This window comes from Klebsiella sp. PK01 (genome assembly GCF_057624675.1).
The window spans coordinates 1-14640 of the sequence record NZ_JBYEZM010000010.1; the positions used below are offsets into that span (position 1 = coordinate 1).

Sequence of the window (14640 nt, forward strand, 5' to 3'; positions counted from 1 at the left end):
CCCACCCAAGGTGAGCAGCAAGACAATATGGTGAGGTGTCCGAGTGGCTGAAGGAGCACGCCTGGAAAGTGTGTATACGGCAACGTATCGGGGGTTCGAATCCCCCCCTCACCGCCATATTCGAGATGAGAGCTCGTACGAAAGTACGGGCTCTTTTCTTTTATATTCTCCGTTGGGGGGGGACGAGAACCCCCGACCGGGGTTCGACAACTGGCGCAGCCAGTTGGACAGACCGCGAACGCAGTAAGCGGGCTGCCCCGCAGGGGCGAGCAAAGCGAGTCAATCCCCCCCTCACCGCCATATTCGAGATGAGAGCTCGTACGAAAGTACGGGCTCTTTTTTCGCATGTGGCACCGCCGCCCTTCCCGGGGTCGGCATAAATGCCTCGCCCGGGCTACCCATCCCACAGGCCGCACCACCAACCAGTAGCCCGGCCAAGCGCAGCGCCGCCGGGAATCCCACAGGCCCCACCATCAGTAGCCCGTCCAGGCGCAGCGCCGCCGGGAAACCCCACAGCCGCACCACCAGTAGCCCGTCCAGGCGTAGCGCCGCCGGGAAACCCCACAGGCCGCACCACCAGTAGCCCGTCCAGGCACAGTGCCGCGGGAAAATGCTGCAAAAACAACAAAGCCCGGGACATCCCGGGCTTTGCACACTCACTAGCGTTTAGTAATAGGCTTTCAACGTTCGCTGGCAAAGCGTTGAACGCACGCAGTCATCGGTAGTAAAGCGCACAATGCCAATCATCTCGTCTTCTTCAAAACGCGACAACGCATCGCTCAGACCCGATTTTACGCCAGAGGGCAAATCACACTGGGTAATATCGCCGTTGACGATCACCGTGACGTTCTCCCCGAGGCGGGTTAAAAACATCTTCATTTGCGCCGCGGTCACGTTCTGGGCCTCGTCCAGAATCACCACCGCGTTTTCAAAGGTGCGTCCGCGCATATAGGCGAACGGCGCGATTTCTACCTTGCCGATTTCCGGGCGCAGGCAATATTGCATAAAGGAAGCGCCCAACCTCTTCACCAGCACGTCATATACCGGTCGGAAATAGGGAGCGAATTTTTCGGCGATATCTCCCGGTAAGAAGCCGAGATCTTCGTCGGCCTGCAGAACGGGACGGGTAACAATAATTCTGTCCACATCCTTATGGATCAGGGCTTCAGCTGCTTTAGCCGCGCTGATCCAGGTCTTCCCGCACCCGGCTTCGCCGGTGGCGAAAATCAGCTGTTTATTGTCGATGGCATTCAAATAATGCGCCTGAGCTTCATTACGCGCCTCAATCGGTGAAAGATCGCGGCTATCCCGCGCCATGCCGATTGCTTCTACGCCACTCATTTGCACAAGCGATGTGACCGATTCTTCTTCACGTTGTTTATGGCTACGCGAATCCCGTCTCAGCACACGTTTTGCCTCACGACGAGCTTTGATCACTGCTTTTTGTCTTCCCATGGATAGCACCTTGCGTTGTTGGTTTACATCACGCGCGTCAAGAGCAACGCGATTATGCGCACGAACGATTGAGGTTTGGCTTCCTTGTAAGCCATTGCTTGCCGGTTGAATGGACAACGAGTCGCGGCTACGCGCACCGCGTACCCTGCCAGAGTTAGCCTGATTAGTAGTGGAAGAAATTGGGGTTACAGAGTGAAAATCGCTGCCGGAAGCTGGGCCCCCGTGCTGGAAAGTACGGTATGTGGTTTTACGTTGTCCGCTACAGGACCTTACCATTCGCGATCTCCATAGTGAGCGACATCACTGCCGGGAACTACCGCGTATGTAATAAGTACATCAAAAATTATTCTTAATGCAACTTATTTTTTACATTGACGCAACAATGATTTCTAAAATCATTGTAGAAAACTATCCGTCATTTGTATTACAGAAATATAACACATGGCAGGAAATATATTGAATCCGAGAAAAACAGCAGAAAACGCCCTGCCTTAGCCGGCAGGACGCCTATCAGGCTTGTAACAGCGATTGTCCAAGATAATGCTGGTCATTCATCACGCCGGGCAACACAAAGAAGTATCCGCCGCCAATCGGTTTAACGTACTCCTCCAGGGCCTCGCCGTTCAGCCGTTTCTGCACCGTCAGGAATCCCTTTTCCAGATCGTGCTGATAGCAGACAAACAATAACCCCATATCCAGTTGCCCTGAGTTGGTGACGCCTAACGAATAGCTGTAACCGCGGCGCATCATCAGGCTGGACTGCGTTTCCGGCGTACGCGGGTTCGCAAGACGAATATGGCTATCAAGGGCAATCACTTCACCGTTCGGATCGCGACTGTAGTCCGGAACATCATGTTCATGCTTCATCCCCAACGGCGCGCCAGAATGTTTATCGCGGCCAAAAATCGTCTGCTGCTCTTTCAGCGGCGTACGATCCCAGAACTCAACGTGGAACTGAATGATACGCGCAGCCTGATAACTACCGCCGATCGCCCAGGCCGGTTCGCCCTGGTCGGCAGTCACCCACACCACGTTATCCATTAGCGCTTTATCCTGGCTCGACGGATTAGCGGTACCGTCTTTAAAGCCCAGCAGGTTAATTGGCGTCTCTTTGCCTTTGCTACGGGCCGCGCTATCAGAGATAAACCCTTCCCGCTTCCAGCGCACGCTCAGTAGATCGGGCGTGTGTTTGATAATGTCACGTAGCGCGTGAATGACCGTATCCTGGGTATTGGCGCAAATCTGCAGTAGTAAATCGCCATGGCACAGTGCGGCATCCAGCGAATCATTCGGGAAACGCGTCATTGCCTGCAGTTTTTTTGGCGCTTTATCCGCTAATCCAAAGCGCTCATCGAACAGCGAATGGCCGACCGAGACGGTGATAGTCAGGTTATCCGGCGCAATCCACGGCCCTAAAATCCCGGAATCCATCGGCGGCAATCGGGGATTCGGGGTATCCGGCGCCGGACCGCCTGCGGTTAAAAAGGCGATCCGCTGGGTCAGCAAGCGGAACAGGCGTTCGAGGTCAGCTTTATCCGCCGCCAGTACATCAAACGCCACCAGCATCATCGAGGCCTGCTGCGGCGTCAGGATGCCCGCCTGATGCGGGCCATAAAATGGCTGTTTTTCCTGACGCGCATCCGGAGCGAGCGTGCCGGGGGAGCTTTCCGCTTTCGCCGCCTGCGCCATCGGGCAACCGCCGCTGATGGCCAGCGCGCCGCCAAGCGCGCCGATCCCCTTCAGTAAGCGGCGACGTGACGGTTCATTCACGTCGCGTGGTTTCTGTTGTGTCATCGAATTAATCCAGGCCCAAAATTCCGCGCAGTTGAGCCAGATCTTCTGCCAGCGTCGTGATCGGCCCTTTCAGCGCATTACGGTCAGCGGTGGTGAGCTTGTCATAGGTCTCGAAACCGTCTTTCGTACGGTATTTAGCAAGGATGGCATCAACTTTTTTGAAGTTGGCGTCAACTTTGGCCAGCAGCGCGCTATTATCCTTTTGCAGCTGCGGGCGCAGCAGGTCGACGATTTTCTGTGCGCCGTCGATATTGGCCTGGAAGTCCCACAGGTCGGTATGGCTGTAACGATCTTCTTCGCCGCTAATTTTGCTGGCCGCCACTTCTTCAATCAGCCCCGCCGCGCCGCCTACCACTTTCGACGGCGGGAAGGCCAGCTCGCTAATGCGTTTTTGCAGTTCCAGCACATCGCTGTTCAACTGTTCGGCATAGTTTTCCATTCCCTTCACGCTGTTATCGCCAAACAGCGCTTTTTCCAGACGGTGGAAGCCGGTAAATTTCGGGTCTTCGGCTTTTTTCTCGAAATCATCTTCACGGGCGTCAATGCTGCCGTCGAGGTCGGAGAACAGTTCGGCAATCGGTTCGATGCGCTCGTAGTGCTGCCGGGTCGGGGCATACAGCGCCTTCGCTTTCTCGATATCACCGGCTTTTACCGCATCGGTAAAGGCTTTAGTACCGCTAACCAGCTGCGCTGTCTCCGCGGTGACGTAGGCTTTATAGGCAGTAATCGCCTCGCCAAGACTCAGCACCGCATCGGCTTTCGCCGCATCTTTGCTGGTTTCACCGGTGACAATCAGCTTACCTTTCGGGTTAGTCAGCAGGCCACAGGTCATATCGTATTCGCCCGGCTGCAGGTTAGCCGTCAATTTTTGCGTGAATCCTGGCGCGATGTTTTCCCGCTCCTCGACCACCATTACCCCTTTCAGGATCTCCCACTCCAGCGCTTTCTGGCTGTGGTTCTGGATGATGAACTGGGTTTTACCCGCCTTCACCGTTACCTGCATAGGTTCGCACTGCTTATCGTTGACGGTAACTTTGACCTGCGGAATATCCGCAGCCTGAGCGTAAAAGGCGGAACTGAACAGCGCGGCGACGGTTAACTGCAGCGCAGTACGGCGAAAATGAATCATCATGACCATCCCTTTCGAAAAGTATGTTGTAACTATATTAATCAGCGGCGCCTGAATTACGCGGCTCGCGATGCTGTCGTTTTGCTGCCCGGCGGCAAGGCAAAGCACACCAGCGCCGGGATCAAATAGAGGAGATAAACCGCCACTTCACTGACGGTGGGCGTCTCCTGATAACCAAAGATGCCTTCCAGCAGCGTGCCGAACAGCGTATGCGTCGATACCACGTTGCTAAGGTCAAAGGCGACATTCTGGAAGTAATTCCACAATCCCGCCTCGTGGAAGGCGCGAATCGCCCCGGCGGCCAGACCAGCCGCCACCAGCAGGATAAACAGACTGGTCCATTTGAAGAACACGCCGAGATTAAGACGGATACCGCCCCAGTAAAGCAGGAAACCTAATACTACCGCCGTCGCCAGCCCGAGCATCGCCCCCAGCGGCGGCCAGATGCCCACATCCTGCTGGAATGCCGCCAGCAGGAAAAAAACCGACTCCAGGCCTTCGCGGGCAACCGCAAAAAACACCATCATCACCAGCGCCCAGCCGTGGTTATTCCCGCGCTGTAGCGCGTTATCCACCGCCTGCTCCAGCTGTTGTTTGACGTTGCGCGACACTTTACGCATCCAGAACACCATCCAGGTGAGGATAAATACCGCTATCACCGCCACGATGCCTTCAAACAGTTCCTGCTCGCGCTGCGGAAATTCTCCGGTGGTCTCGTTGATAAAAATCCCCAACCCGAGACAGAGCGCCGCCGCGAGGAATACGCCAATCCACATGACGCCGATCCAGCTGCCGCGCTGGGTTCGTTTTAAATAGCTGGCAATCAGGCTGACAATCAGCGCGGCTTCCAGCCCTTCGCGTAACATGATGAGAAATGGAACAAACATGCCGAAACCCTTAAATGTGAACCGCAGTCAACGGATGCAAAGATAGGTAAATATTTATGATAGTGATTATCATTACAACAATGAGAAACACAAGCGAAATGTTCAGGGAATGATGACAAGTTGTAAATTAATCGCTACAAAATAGTCACTTACGAAAATATCTCACCAGCTAAGCATTAAAATGGCAAATAGCATGATTTTTTATGTCGCATATTTACCGGACCGTAGCGCTGTGGCTAAATGGCGGTCCTGATTTATCTGCGAAATAAATAACATGACTCAAATTTTGCATTTCCTGCTGGCGCTGGCGGTTATTCTCGCCCTCGCCTGGCTTGCCAGCTATGACCGTCAAAAAATCCGCATTCGCTACATTCTGCAGTTAATTATTATTGAAATCACCCTGGCTTTCTTTTTCCTTCACGCCGAAAGCGGGTTATGGGTAGTGAAAAATATTTCAGGCTTTTTTGCCTCGTTACTCGGGTTCGCCGCTGAAGGGACCAACTTCGTATTTGGCGGGATGGGTGAAAAAGGGCTGGCCTTTATTTTCCTCGGCGTACTGTGTCCAATCGTCTTTATTTCCGCGCTGATAGGTATTCTGCAACACTGGCGTATTCTGCCGATCTTTATTCGTCTGATCGGCACCCTGCTGTCGAAGGTGAACGGCATGGGCAAGCTGGAATCATTCAATGCCGTCAGCTCGCTGATCCTCGGCCAGTCGGAAAACTTTATTGCTTACAAAGGCGTACTCGGGGACCTCTCTCCGCGTCGCCTGTTCACGATGGCGGCGACCGCCATGTCAACGGTATCGCTGTCGATCGTCGGCGCCTATATGACCATGCTTGATGCGAAATACGTGGTGGCGGCGTTGATTCTTAATATGTTCAGCACCTTTATTGTGCTGTCGATTATTAACCCTACGCGCCCCGGCAGCGAAGCTGAAATAAAGCTTGAAAAGATGCATGAATCGCAGAGTTTCTTTGAAATGCTGGGCGAATATATCCTGGCGGGCTTTAAGGTGGCGATGATTATTCTGGCGATGCTAATCGGTTTTATCGCCCTGATTAGCGCCGTTAATGCGTTATTTGCGACCATTTTCGGCCTAAGCTTCCAGCAAATTCTCGGTTACGTGTTTTATCCGCTGGCGTGGCTGGTGGGTATTCCATTAAGCGACGCGCTAAATGCCGGGAGTATTATGGCCACCAAGCTGGTCGCTAACGAATTCGTGGCGATGATCGAGCTGCAGAAAATTGCCGCCAGCATGACGCCGCGCGGGCTAGGGATCCTTTCCGTGTTTCTCGTCTCGTTCGCCAACTTCGCCTCCATTGGCATCATTGCCGGGGCGATTAAAGGGCTTAACGAGCAACAGGGCAACACCGTTTCCCGCTTCGGCCTGCGTCTGGTCTATGGCGCGACGCTGGTTAGCCTGCTGTCCGCCAGTTTTGCCGGGCTGGTGCTGTAACTCGTCGGGCGGGGGCTCTCCCCGCCCTGTTCGTCAGAAATGTACGCACACCGGCTGATCAACGCGCATAACGGACTCCTGGGCGAATCGCGTCTTATACGTATTACGCAGCGCTTCAATCCCCTGCTCACTTTTCGCATCATTGCTGTGAATCAGCATCAGCGCCTTACTGGACTCGCGGGCCACTGTGCCATTGTTACCTAACCACTGGCCGCGGGCATCAAAAACCGTCAGGCCATCGCGAAAACGCGGCGTCACATCGCGGTCGACAAACTGCTGCCACTCCTGGGCGGTAATATCTTTCCCCGCTGGCCGGCTAAGGCCGAAATAAAGGGTGGTTTGCACCATCGCGTTGTCCGCCGGGCAGACGTTATTATCAACGCGCGCGGCGCTTTTCTCGGATGGCGCCACGCATCCTGTCAACAGTGCGGCAACGATCAGCGCCGCGGCGGTTTGGGGTAATTTCATTTGCTATCCTCATTGTTTTTTGTACCCAGATATCAGCGTATTTTCAGTGAATTAGCAAGAGCAGCGCGAACATTACTCTCTGGCGATACGGCGTATTTTCTTTTGTTCTACACTGATAAACACAGCCTGGGCGAAATTCTTTTTTAAATTATTTCCTGCGTTTTTTATTTCAAAGACTTCTCTATAGTTGAGCGTTTTTAACTGGCCTGGCGGCCGCGTAAAATAACAACTGGAATAATTCATGATAGAAAATAATGAGTTAGCTAATATTGAGAAAAGAATTGTCACCCGCTTTCTCGATATGTTTATTAAGTTCGGCTTGATACTGGCGCTGGCCTCCTTCTGCTTTACCGTCTTCTCGCCGTTCCTGAACATGATGCTATGGGCGCTGATCCTGGCCGTCACCCTCTACCCTTTACATCAACACATCGCGCGACGTATCGGCGGGCGACAGGGGCTGGCATCAACTATATTGGTATTATTCGGCCTGCTGATTATCGTCATCCCGACCATTTTCATGGTGACCTCGCTTGGCGAAAGCGCCGGTAGCCTGATTGATAAGGTCAGCGGCAGCGATCTGACGCTGCCGCCGCCATCGGCCAACGTCGCCTCTATTCCACTCGTCGGCGGTAAGCTGTATGCGTTCTGGCTGAAGGCCTCGGCGGACCTGCCGGCGGTACTGAGCAGTTATCACACGCAAATTGGCGAGGCGGCGAAACTGGTGCTCGGCGTGCTGGCAAGTATGGGCGGCGGGCTGCTGGGCTTTGTCCTCTCCTTTATTGTCGCTGGCGCCATCATGACCTGGGGCGCGGCAGGCGCCAACAGCGCTAAACGTATCGCCATCCGTATCACCGATGAAACTAAAGGTGTTGCCCTGAGCCGCCTGTGCACCGGCACCATTCGCGCCGTCGCGCAGGGGGTGATCGGCGTGGCGCTGATTCAGGCCTTGCTGACGGGAATTATCATTGCATTGGCGGGGATCCCGGCCGCCGGTATCTTCTTCGTGCTGGCGCTGGTGCTCGGTATCGCGCAAATCCCGGTGATACTGGTCACCGCCCCGGCGATTGCCATTATGTGGATGACCGGCGACCACGGCACCGCGGTTAATATTGTGTTTACCGTCCTGCTGATTGTCGCCGGGATGGTCGATAACGTCCTCAAACCGCTTATGCTGGGCCGCGGCGTAGACGCGCCGATGCCGATCGTTCTGCTCGGCGCGTTGGGCGGCATGGCCACCGATGGCATTCTCGGGATGTTTATTGGCGCCACTCTGCTCTCCATCGGATATCTGATCTTCATGAACTGGGTAAACGAAGGCGCGGCGAAGTAACCGCCTGACCGCCAGCAGCTCTCCGCCGGGCCGTACAGGCGGCAAAAAAAACGGCTCCCTGATGGGAGCCGTTGCGGTTTCTGGTGCTCGCTACTTTTATTCAGCGGTAGCGCCTACCGGCGGCGCAGAATGGTAATGCGCGTCCGCTTCGGCAAAACGCTGCTGCATGGCCGCCGATGGCGCTTTGCCAAGCAGGCTGAAGACCACAATCCCGATACTGCCGAACAGGAAACCAGGGATGATTTCATACAGTCCCAGCCAGCCGAACTGTTTCCAGACGATAACCGTAACCGCGCCAATAATCATCCCGGCCAGCGCGCCGTTACGAGTCATACGCGACCACATCACCGAGAACAGCACCACCGGGCCAAATGCGGCGCCGAATCCTGCCCATGCGTAGCTGACCAGACCCAGTACGCGGTTTTCCGGGTTAGCGGCCAGCGCAATCGCAATCAGCGCTACCACCAGCACCATGAAGCGGCCGATCCAGACCAACTCTTTCTGACCGGCGTTTTTACGCAGGAAGGCTTTATACAGATCTTCGGTAATCGCGCTGGAGCAGACCAGCAGCTGGCAGCTCAGGGTCGACATGACCGCCGCCAGAATGGCCGACAGCAGGATCCCGGCAATCCACGGGTTAAACAGGATTTGCGCCAGTTCGATAAATACCCGTTCGGCGTTCTGATTAACCGCGCCCGCCAGGCTCGGGTTGTTATTAAAGTAGGCGATACCGAAGAAACCGACCGATACCGCGCCCGCCAGACAGAGGATCATCCAGGTCATACTAATACGACGCGCATGAACAATGCTGTGGTGAGAATCCGCCGCCATAAAGCGCGCCAGAATATGCGGCTGGCCGAAATAACCGAGACCCCAACCCATCAGCGAAATAATCGCCACGAAGTTCAGTCCCTTGAGCATGTCGATATTTTCGATGCTTTTTTGCTTAATCACTTCCAGCGAATCGCCGAAACCGCCGACCGAGATAATCACCATCACCGGCGTTAAAATCAGCGCGAAGATCATCAGGCTGGCCTGCACGGTATCGGTCCAGCTTACCGCCAGGAAACCGCCCACGAAGGTATAGATGATTGTCGCGGCGGCACCGGCCCACAGCGCGGTTTCATAGCTCATACCGAAGGTGCTTTCGAACAGACGCGCGCCGGCAACAATCCCGGAAGCACAATAAATAGTGAAGAACAGTAAGATAACCAGCGCGGAGATAATACGCAGCACACGGCTTTTATCTTCGAAGCGTCCGGTAAAATAGTCCGGCAGCGTCAGGGCGTTGTTGTTGACTTCGGTATGCACGCGCAGGCGCCCGGCCACCAGTTTCCAGTTAATCCACGCCCCCAGGGTCAGGCCGATGGCGATCCAGCTTTCGGAAATCCCGGAGAGAAAAATCGCCCCCGGTAACCCCATCAGCAGCCAGCCGCTCATATCTGATGCACCGGCAGAGAGCGCGGTCACAAATGGGCCAAGACTGCGGCCGCCGAGAATATAATCGTCAAAGTTCTTGGTTGAGCGCCAGGCAATAAAACCTATCAGTACCATGCCAAAAATATAAACAATAAACGTCACCAACATGGGTGTGCTAATAGCCATGCAAATCTCCAGAATTTATTTCGACAACGTCCAACTTTGTCGTTTTATCCACTACCGGAACGGGGTAATGGCGTATTGGTTGTATTGGGCGAGCGTATCCTGACGGATGCGTCGGTATTTCACAAACGATTTAACACAGCATTTACACGAAAGTTGTCTCAGGAAAAATAGCAATTTTCTATAGGTTGCACTCCCTCACGTTTTTACGGGTTGCACCTGAAAAAACTGTTAAGCAACGCAGATAAATACGTTATTTGAATGAGGCTATTTATTGGAAAATCTTATCAAGGCTATTAACAATTCATTCATTTCTCAGCTTGCTAGCCAGGTCACAATTAACAAGGTTGCACAAAGTTGCAACATGGGTGATATTTCTACGCAACCAATAAAAGGGCATTACATAGCTAACAGGAGTTCCCGCAATGGGCACCACCACCATGGGTGTAAAACTTGACGACGCCACGCGCGAACGCATTAAGTCCGCCGCGAGCCGTATTGACCGCACGCCGCACTGGCTGATTAAGCAAGCCATCTTCAACTATCTGGAAAAGCTGGAAAACGACGAGACGCTACCGGAACTGCCGGCGCTCCTTTCCGGCGCCGCCAATGAAAGCGATGAAGCAGGCGCTCCGGCGGACGAGCCGTATCAGCCGTTCCTGGAGTTCGCCGAACAAATTCTGCCGCAATCGGTCAGCCGCGCGGCGATCACCGCCGCCTGGCGACGCCCGGAAACCGATGCGGTACCGATGTTGCTGGAGCAGGCCCGTCTGCCGCAGCCGTTAGGCGAACAGGCGCACAAGCTGGCCTACCAGCTGGCGGAAAAGCTACGCAACCAGAAAACCGCCAGCGGCCGCGCCGGCATGGTGCAGAGCCTGCTGCAGGAGTTCTCGCTTTCCTCGCAGGAAGGCGTGGCGCTGATGTGCCTGGCCGAAGCGCTGCTGCGCATTCCGGATAAAGCCACCCGCGATGCGCTAATCCGCGACAAAATCAGCAACGGCAACTGGCAATCGCATATCGGCCGCAGCCCGTCGCTGTTCGTTAACGCCGCCACCTGGGGGCTGTTGTTTACCGGGAAACTGGTGTCGACGCATAATGAGACCAGCCTCTCCCGCTCGCTGAACCGCATTATTGGCAAGAGCGGCGAACCGCTGATCCGCAAAGGCGTGGATATGGCGATGCGCCTGATGGGCGAGCAGTTCGTCACTGGCGAAACCATCGCCGAAGCGCTGGCCAACGCCCGCAAGCTGGAAGAGAAAGGGTTCCGTTACTCCTACGATATGCTCGGCGAAGCCGCGCTGACCGCCGCCGATGCGCAGGCCTATATGGTCTCTTATCAGCAGGCGATCCACGCCATCGGCAAAGCCTCTAACGGCCGCGGCATTTATGAAGGGCCGGGGATCTCGATTAAACTTTCCGCGCTGCACCCGCGCTACAGCCGCGCGCAGTATGATCGGGTCATGGAAGAGCTCTATCCGCGCCTTAAATCGCTGACGCTGCTGGCGCGCCAGTACGACATCGGTATTAACATCGACGCCGAAGAGGCCGATCGTCTGGAGATCTCCCTCGATCTGCTGGAAAAACTGTGCTTCGAACCGGAGCTGGCCGGCTGGAACGGAATCGGCTTTGTTATTCAGGCCTACCAGAAACGCTGCCCGTTTGTGATTGATTCGCTGATCGACATGGCGACCCGCAGCCGTCGTCGCCTGATGATCCGCCTGGTGAAAGGCGCCTATTGGGATAGCGAAATCAAACGCGCGCAGATGGAAGGCCTCGAAGGCTATCCGGTTTATACCCGTAAGGTCTACACCGACGTTTCTTATCTCGCCTGCGCCAAGAAGCTGCTGGCGGTACCGAACCTGATTTATCCGCAGTTTGCCACCCATAACGCCCATACGCTGGCGGCTATCTACCAGTTGGCGGGGCAAAACTACTATCCTGGCCAGTACGAGTTCCAGTGCCTGCACGGCATGGGCGAACCGCTGTATGAGCAGGTCGTGGGCAAAGTCGCCGACGGCAAACTAAACCGTCCGTGTCGTATCTACGCGCCGGTCGGTACCCATGAAACGCTGCTGGCGTATCTGGTGCGTCGTTTGTTGGAAAACGGCGCCAATACCTCCTTCGTTAACCGTATCGCGGATAATACCCTGCCGCTGGACGAACTGGTGGCCGATCCGGTCAGCGCGGTCGAAAAACTGGCGCAGCAGGAAGGCCAGGCCGGCCTGCCGCATCCGAAAATTCCGCTGCCGCGCGATCTCTACGGTAACGGCCGCAGCAACTCCGCCGGTCTGGATCTGGCTAACGAACACCGACTGGCCTCCCTCTCCTCTTCGCTGCTTAACAGCGCGCTGCATAAATGGCAGGCGCTACCGATGCTGGAGCAGCCGGTGGCCGAAGGCGAGATGCAGCCGGTCATTAACCCGGCGGAGCCGAAAGATATCGTCGGCTACGTCCGCGAAGCCAGCGATGCCGAAGTGCAGCAGGCGCTGACCAGCGCTATCAATAACGCGCCAATCTGGTTCGCCACCCCGCCGCAGGAACGCGCCGCCATTCTTGAGCGCGCCGCCGTACTGATGGAAAGCCAGATGCCGACCCTGATGGGGATCCTGGTACGCGAGGCTGGCAAAACCTTCAGCAACGCCATTGCTGAAGTGCGCGAAGCCGTCGACTTCCTGCACTATTATGCCGGTCAGGTGCGTGACGATTTCGATAATGAAACCCACCGCCCGTTAGGCCCGGTCGTCTGTATCAGCCCGTGGAACTTCCCGCTGGCGATCTTCACCGGCCAGATTGCCGCGGCGTTGGCGGCAGGCAACAGCGTGCTGGCCAAACCGGCCGAACAGACGCCGCTTATCGCCGCGCAAGGCGTAGCGATTCTGCTGGAAGCCGGCGTACCGCCGGGCGTGATTCAACTGCTGCCGGGCCGCGGGGAAACCGTCGGCGCCGCGCTAACCTCAGACGAACGCGTTCGCGGCGTAATGTTTACCGGTTCGACCGAAGTAGCGACGCTGCTGCAGCGCAACATCGCTAACCGCCTTGATGCGCAGGGCCGTCCGACACCGCTTATCGCGGAAACCGGCGGCATGAACGCGATGATCGTCGACTCGTCGGCGCTCACCGAGCAGGTGGTGATCGACGTACTGGCCTCGGCTTTCGACAGCGCCGGCCAGCGCTGTTCCGCCCTGCGCGTGCTTTGCCTGCAGGAAGAAGTCGCCGACCATACGTTAACCATGCTGCGCGGCGCGATGAGCGAATGCCGGATGGGTAATCCGGGTCGCCTGACCACCGATATCGGCCCGGTAATCGACGCGGAAGCCAAAGAGAATATCGAACGCCATATTCAGGCGCTGCGCGCGAAAGGCCGCAATGTCTTCCAGGCGGTACGTGAAAATAGCGAAGATGCCCGCGAGTGGAATCATGGTACTTTCGTGGCGCCGACGCTTATCGAACTCGAGAGCTTCGACGAACTGAAAAAAGAGGTCTTCGGCCCGGTTCTGCACGTGGTGCGCTATAACCGTAACGAACTGGATAAGCTGGTTGAGCAGATTAACGCCTCCGGCTACGGCTTGACCCTCGGCGTGCATACCCGTATCGACGAGACCATTGCGCAGGTCACCGGCAGCGCGAAAGTCGGTAACCTGTACGTCAACCGCAATATGGTTGGCGCGGTGGTCGGCGTACAGCCGTTCGGCGGCGAAGGGTTATCGGGCACCGGCCCGAAAGCCGGCGGCCCGCTGTACCTGTATCGTCTGCTGTCCAGTCGCCCGCAGGGCGCGGTCGGCGTCACTTTCGCCCGCCAGGATGCGGAGCGTCCGCTGGACGCCCAGTTGAAAACGCTGCTGGAAAAACCGCTGCAGGCGCTGCAGCAGTGGGCGGCTGGCCGTCCTGAACTGCAGGCGCTGTGTCAGCAATACAGCGAGCTGGCGCAAAGCGGCACCCAACGCCTGCTGCCAGGGCCAACCGGCGAGCGCAATACTCTGACGCTGATGCCGCGCGAGCGCGTATTGTGCGTGGCGGATAACGAGCAGGACGCGCTGATTCAGCTGGCGGCGGCGATGGCGGTTGGTTGTGAAGTGCTGTGGCCGGATAGCGCCCTGCAGCGCGAACTGGCGAAGAAACTGCCGCGTGAGGTCAGCGAGCGGATTCATTTTGCGAAAGCGGATCAGTTGACCAGTCAGGCCTTCGACGCGGTCATTTATCATGGTGATTCCGATCAGCTGCGCGAGCTGTGTGAGCAGGTGGCGGCGCGCGACGGGGCAATTGTATCGGTGCAGGGCTTTGCGCGCGGCGAAACCAATCTGCTGCTGGAGCGCCTGTATATCGAGCGTTCATTGAGCGTCAACACCGCCGCGGCAGGCGGTAACGCCAGCCTGATGACCATCGGCTAAAACGGGCTCCCCGGTGGCGCTACGCTTACCGGGGCTACATAACCCCGCCAAAGGGTAGCCCGGCCGCCATCCGGGACATCTACGGCGTGTTCAACTAATGACAGCCGACGTTAGCTGTGCTTAATTAA

At 56.2% G+C, this 14640-nt stretch carries 10 protein-coding genes and 1 tRNA gene; 4 read left to right on the forward strand and 7 right to left on the reverse strand.

What is annotated here, in order from left to right; genetic code table 11:
- Nucleotides 1-29: 29 nt before the first annotated feature.
- Nucleotides 30-117, forward strand: a tRNA-Ser gene (locus tag AC22LX_RS22730).
- 174 nt (nt 118-291) lie between these two features.
- On the opposite strand, the gene AC22LX_RS22735 is transcribed toward AC22LX_RS22730, so the two are convergent.
- From AC22LX_RS22735 to efeU, 5 genes are all read right to left on the reverse strand, one after another.
- Nucleotides 292-660: a hypothetical protein gene (locus AC22LX_RS22735; RefSeq protein WP_487334228.1), complete on the reverse strand. Its 369-nt coding sequence runs from the start codon at nt 658-660 to the stop codon at nt 292-294.
- Between the two features lie 6 nt (nt 661-666).
- Nucleotides 667-1455: a phosphate starvation-inducible protein PhoH gene (gene phoH, locus AC22LX_RS22740; RefSeq protein ID WP_045396936.1), complete on the reverse strand. Its 789-nt coding sequence runs from the start codon at nt 1453-1455 to the stop codon at nt 667-669.
- A 510-nt stretch (nt 1456-1965) separates the two neighbouring features.
- Nucleotides 1966-3249: an iron uptake transporter deferrochelatase/peroxidase subunit gene (efeB, locus tag AC22LX_RS22745; RefSeq protein ID WP_047050546.1), complete on the reverse strand. Its 1284-nt coding sequence runs from the start codon at nt 3247-3249 to the stop codon at nt 1966-1968.
- 4 nt (nt 3250-3253) lie between these two features.
- Nucleotides 3254-4381 carry an iron uptake system protein EfeO gene (gene efeO / locus AC22LX_RS22750; RefSeq protein ID WP_047050548.1) on the reverse strand — a complete coding sequence of 376 codons (1128 nt, stop codon included), beginning with the start codon at nt 4379-4381 and terminating at the stop codon, nt 3254-3256.
- Between the two features lie 53 nt (nt 4382-4434).
- Nucleotides 4435-5265 (reverse strand): iron uptake transporter permease EfeU, encoded by an 831-nt coding sequence (gene efeU / locus AC22LX_RS22755; protein WP_047043553.1) that lies wholly within the window; start codon nt 5263-5265, stop codon nt 4435-4437.
- A gap of 274 nt (nt 5266-5539) precedes the next feature.
- On the opposite strand from efeU, the gene AC22LX_RS22760 reads away from it, so the two are divergent.
- Complete coding sequence (locus tag AC22LX_RS22760) at nt 5540-6724, forward strand: NupC/NupG family nucleoside CNT transporter (protein WP_213292635.1); 1185 nt, start codon at nt 5540-5542, stop codon at nt 6722-6724.
- A gap of 33 nt (nt 6725-6757) precedes the next feature.
- Here the strand turns inward: AC22LX_RS22760 and AC22LX_RS22765 are convergent, their stop codons facing one another.
- Nucleotides 6758-7192 carry a DUF3574 domain-containing protein gene (locus AC22LX_RS22765; RefSeq protein ID WP_045396952.1) on the reverse strand — a complete coding sequence of 145 codons (435 nt, stop codon included), beginning with the start codon at nt 7190-7192 and terminating at the stop codon, nt 6758-6760.
- Between the two features lie 241 nt (nt 7193-7433).
- Between AC22LX_RS22765 and AC22LX_RS22770 the strand changes: the two genes are divergently transcribed.
- The gene (locus AC22LX_RS22770) at nt 7434-8522 is read left to right on the forward strand and encodes an AI-2E family transporter (RefSeq protein ID WP_074165786.1); all 1089 of its coding nucleotides are present in this window, start codon (nt 7434-7436) and stop codon (nt 8520-8522) included.
- 96 nt (nt 8523-8618) lie between these two features.
- On the opposite strand, the gene putP is transcribed toward AC22LX_RS22770, so the two are convergent.
- Entirely contained in the window at nt 8619-10127 is a 1509-nt protein-coding gene (putP, locus tag AC22LX_RS22775) for a sodium/proline symporter PutP (protein ID WP_047050551.1), read from the reverse strand.
- A gap of 422 nt (nt 10128-10549) precedes the next feature.
- Here putP and putA point away from each other — a divergent pair, with 422 nt between their 5' ends.
- Nucleotides 10550-14512 carry a trifunctional transcriptional regulator/proline dehydrogenase/L-glutamate gamma-semialdehyde dehydrogenase gene (putA, locus tag AC22LX_RS22780; RefSeq protein ID WP_047050552.1) on the forward strand — a complete coding sequence of 1321 codons (3963 nt, stop codon included), beginning with the start codon at nt 10550-10552 and terminating at the stop codon, nt 14510-14512.
- The last annotated feature ends 128 nt before the right edge of the window (nt 14513-14640 follow it).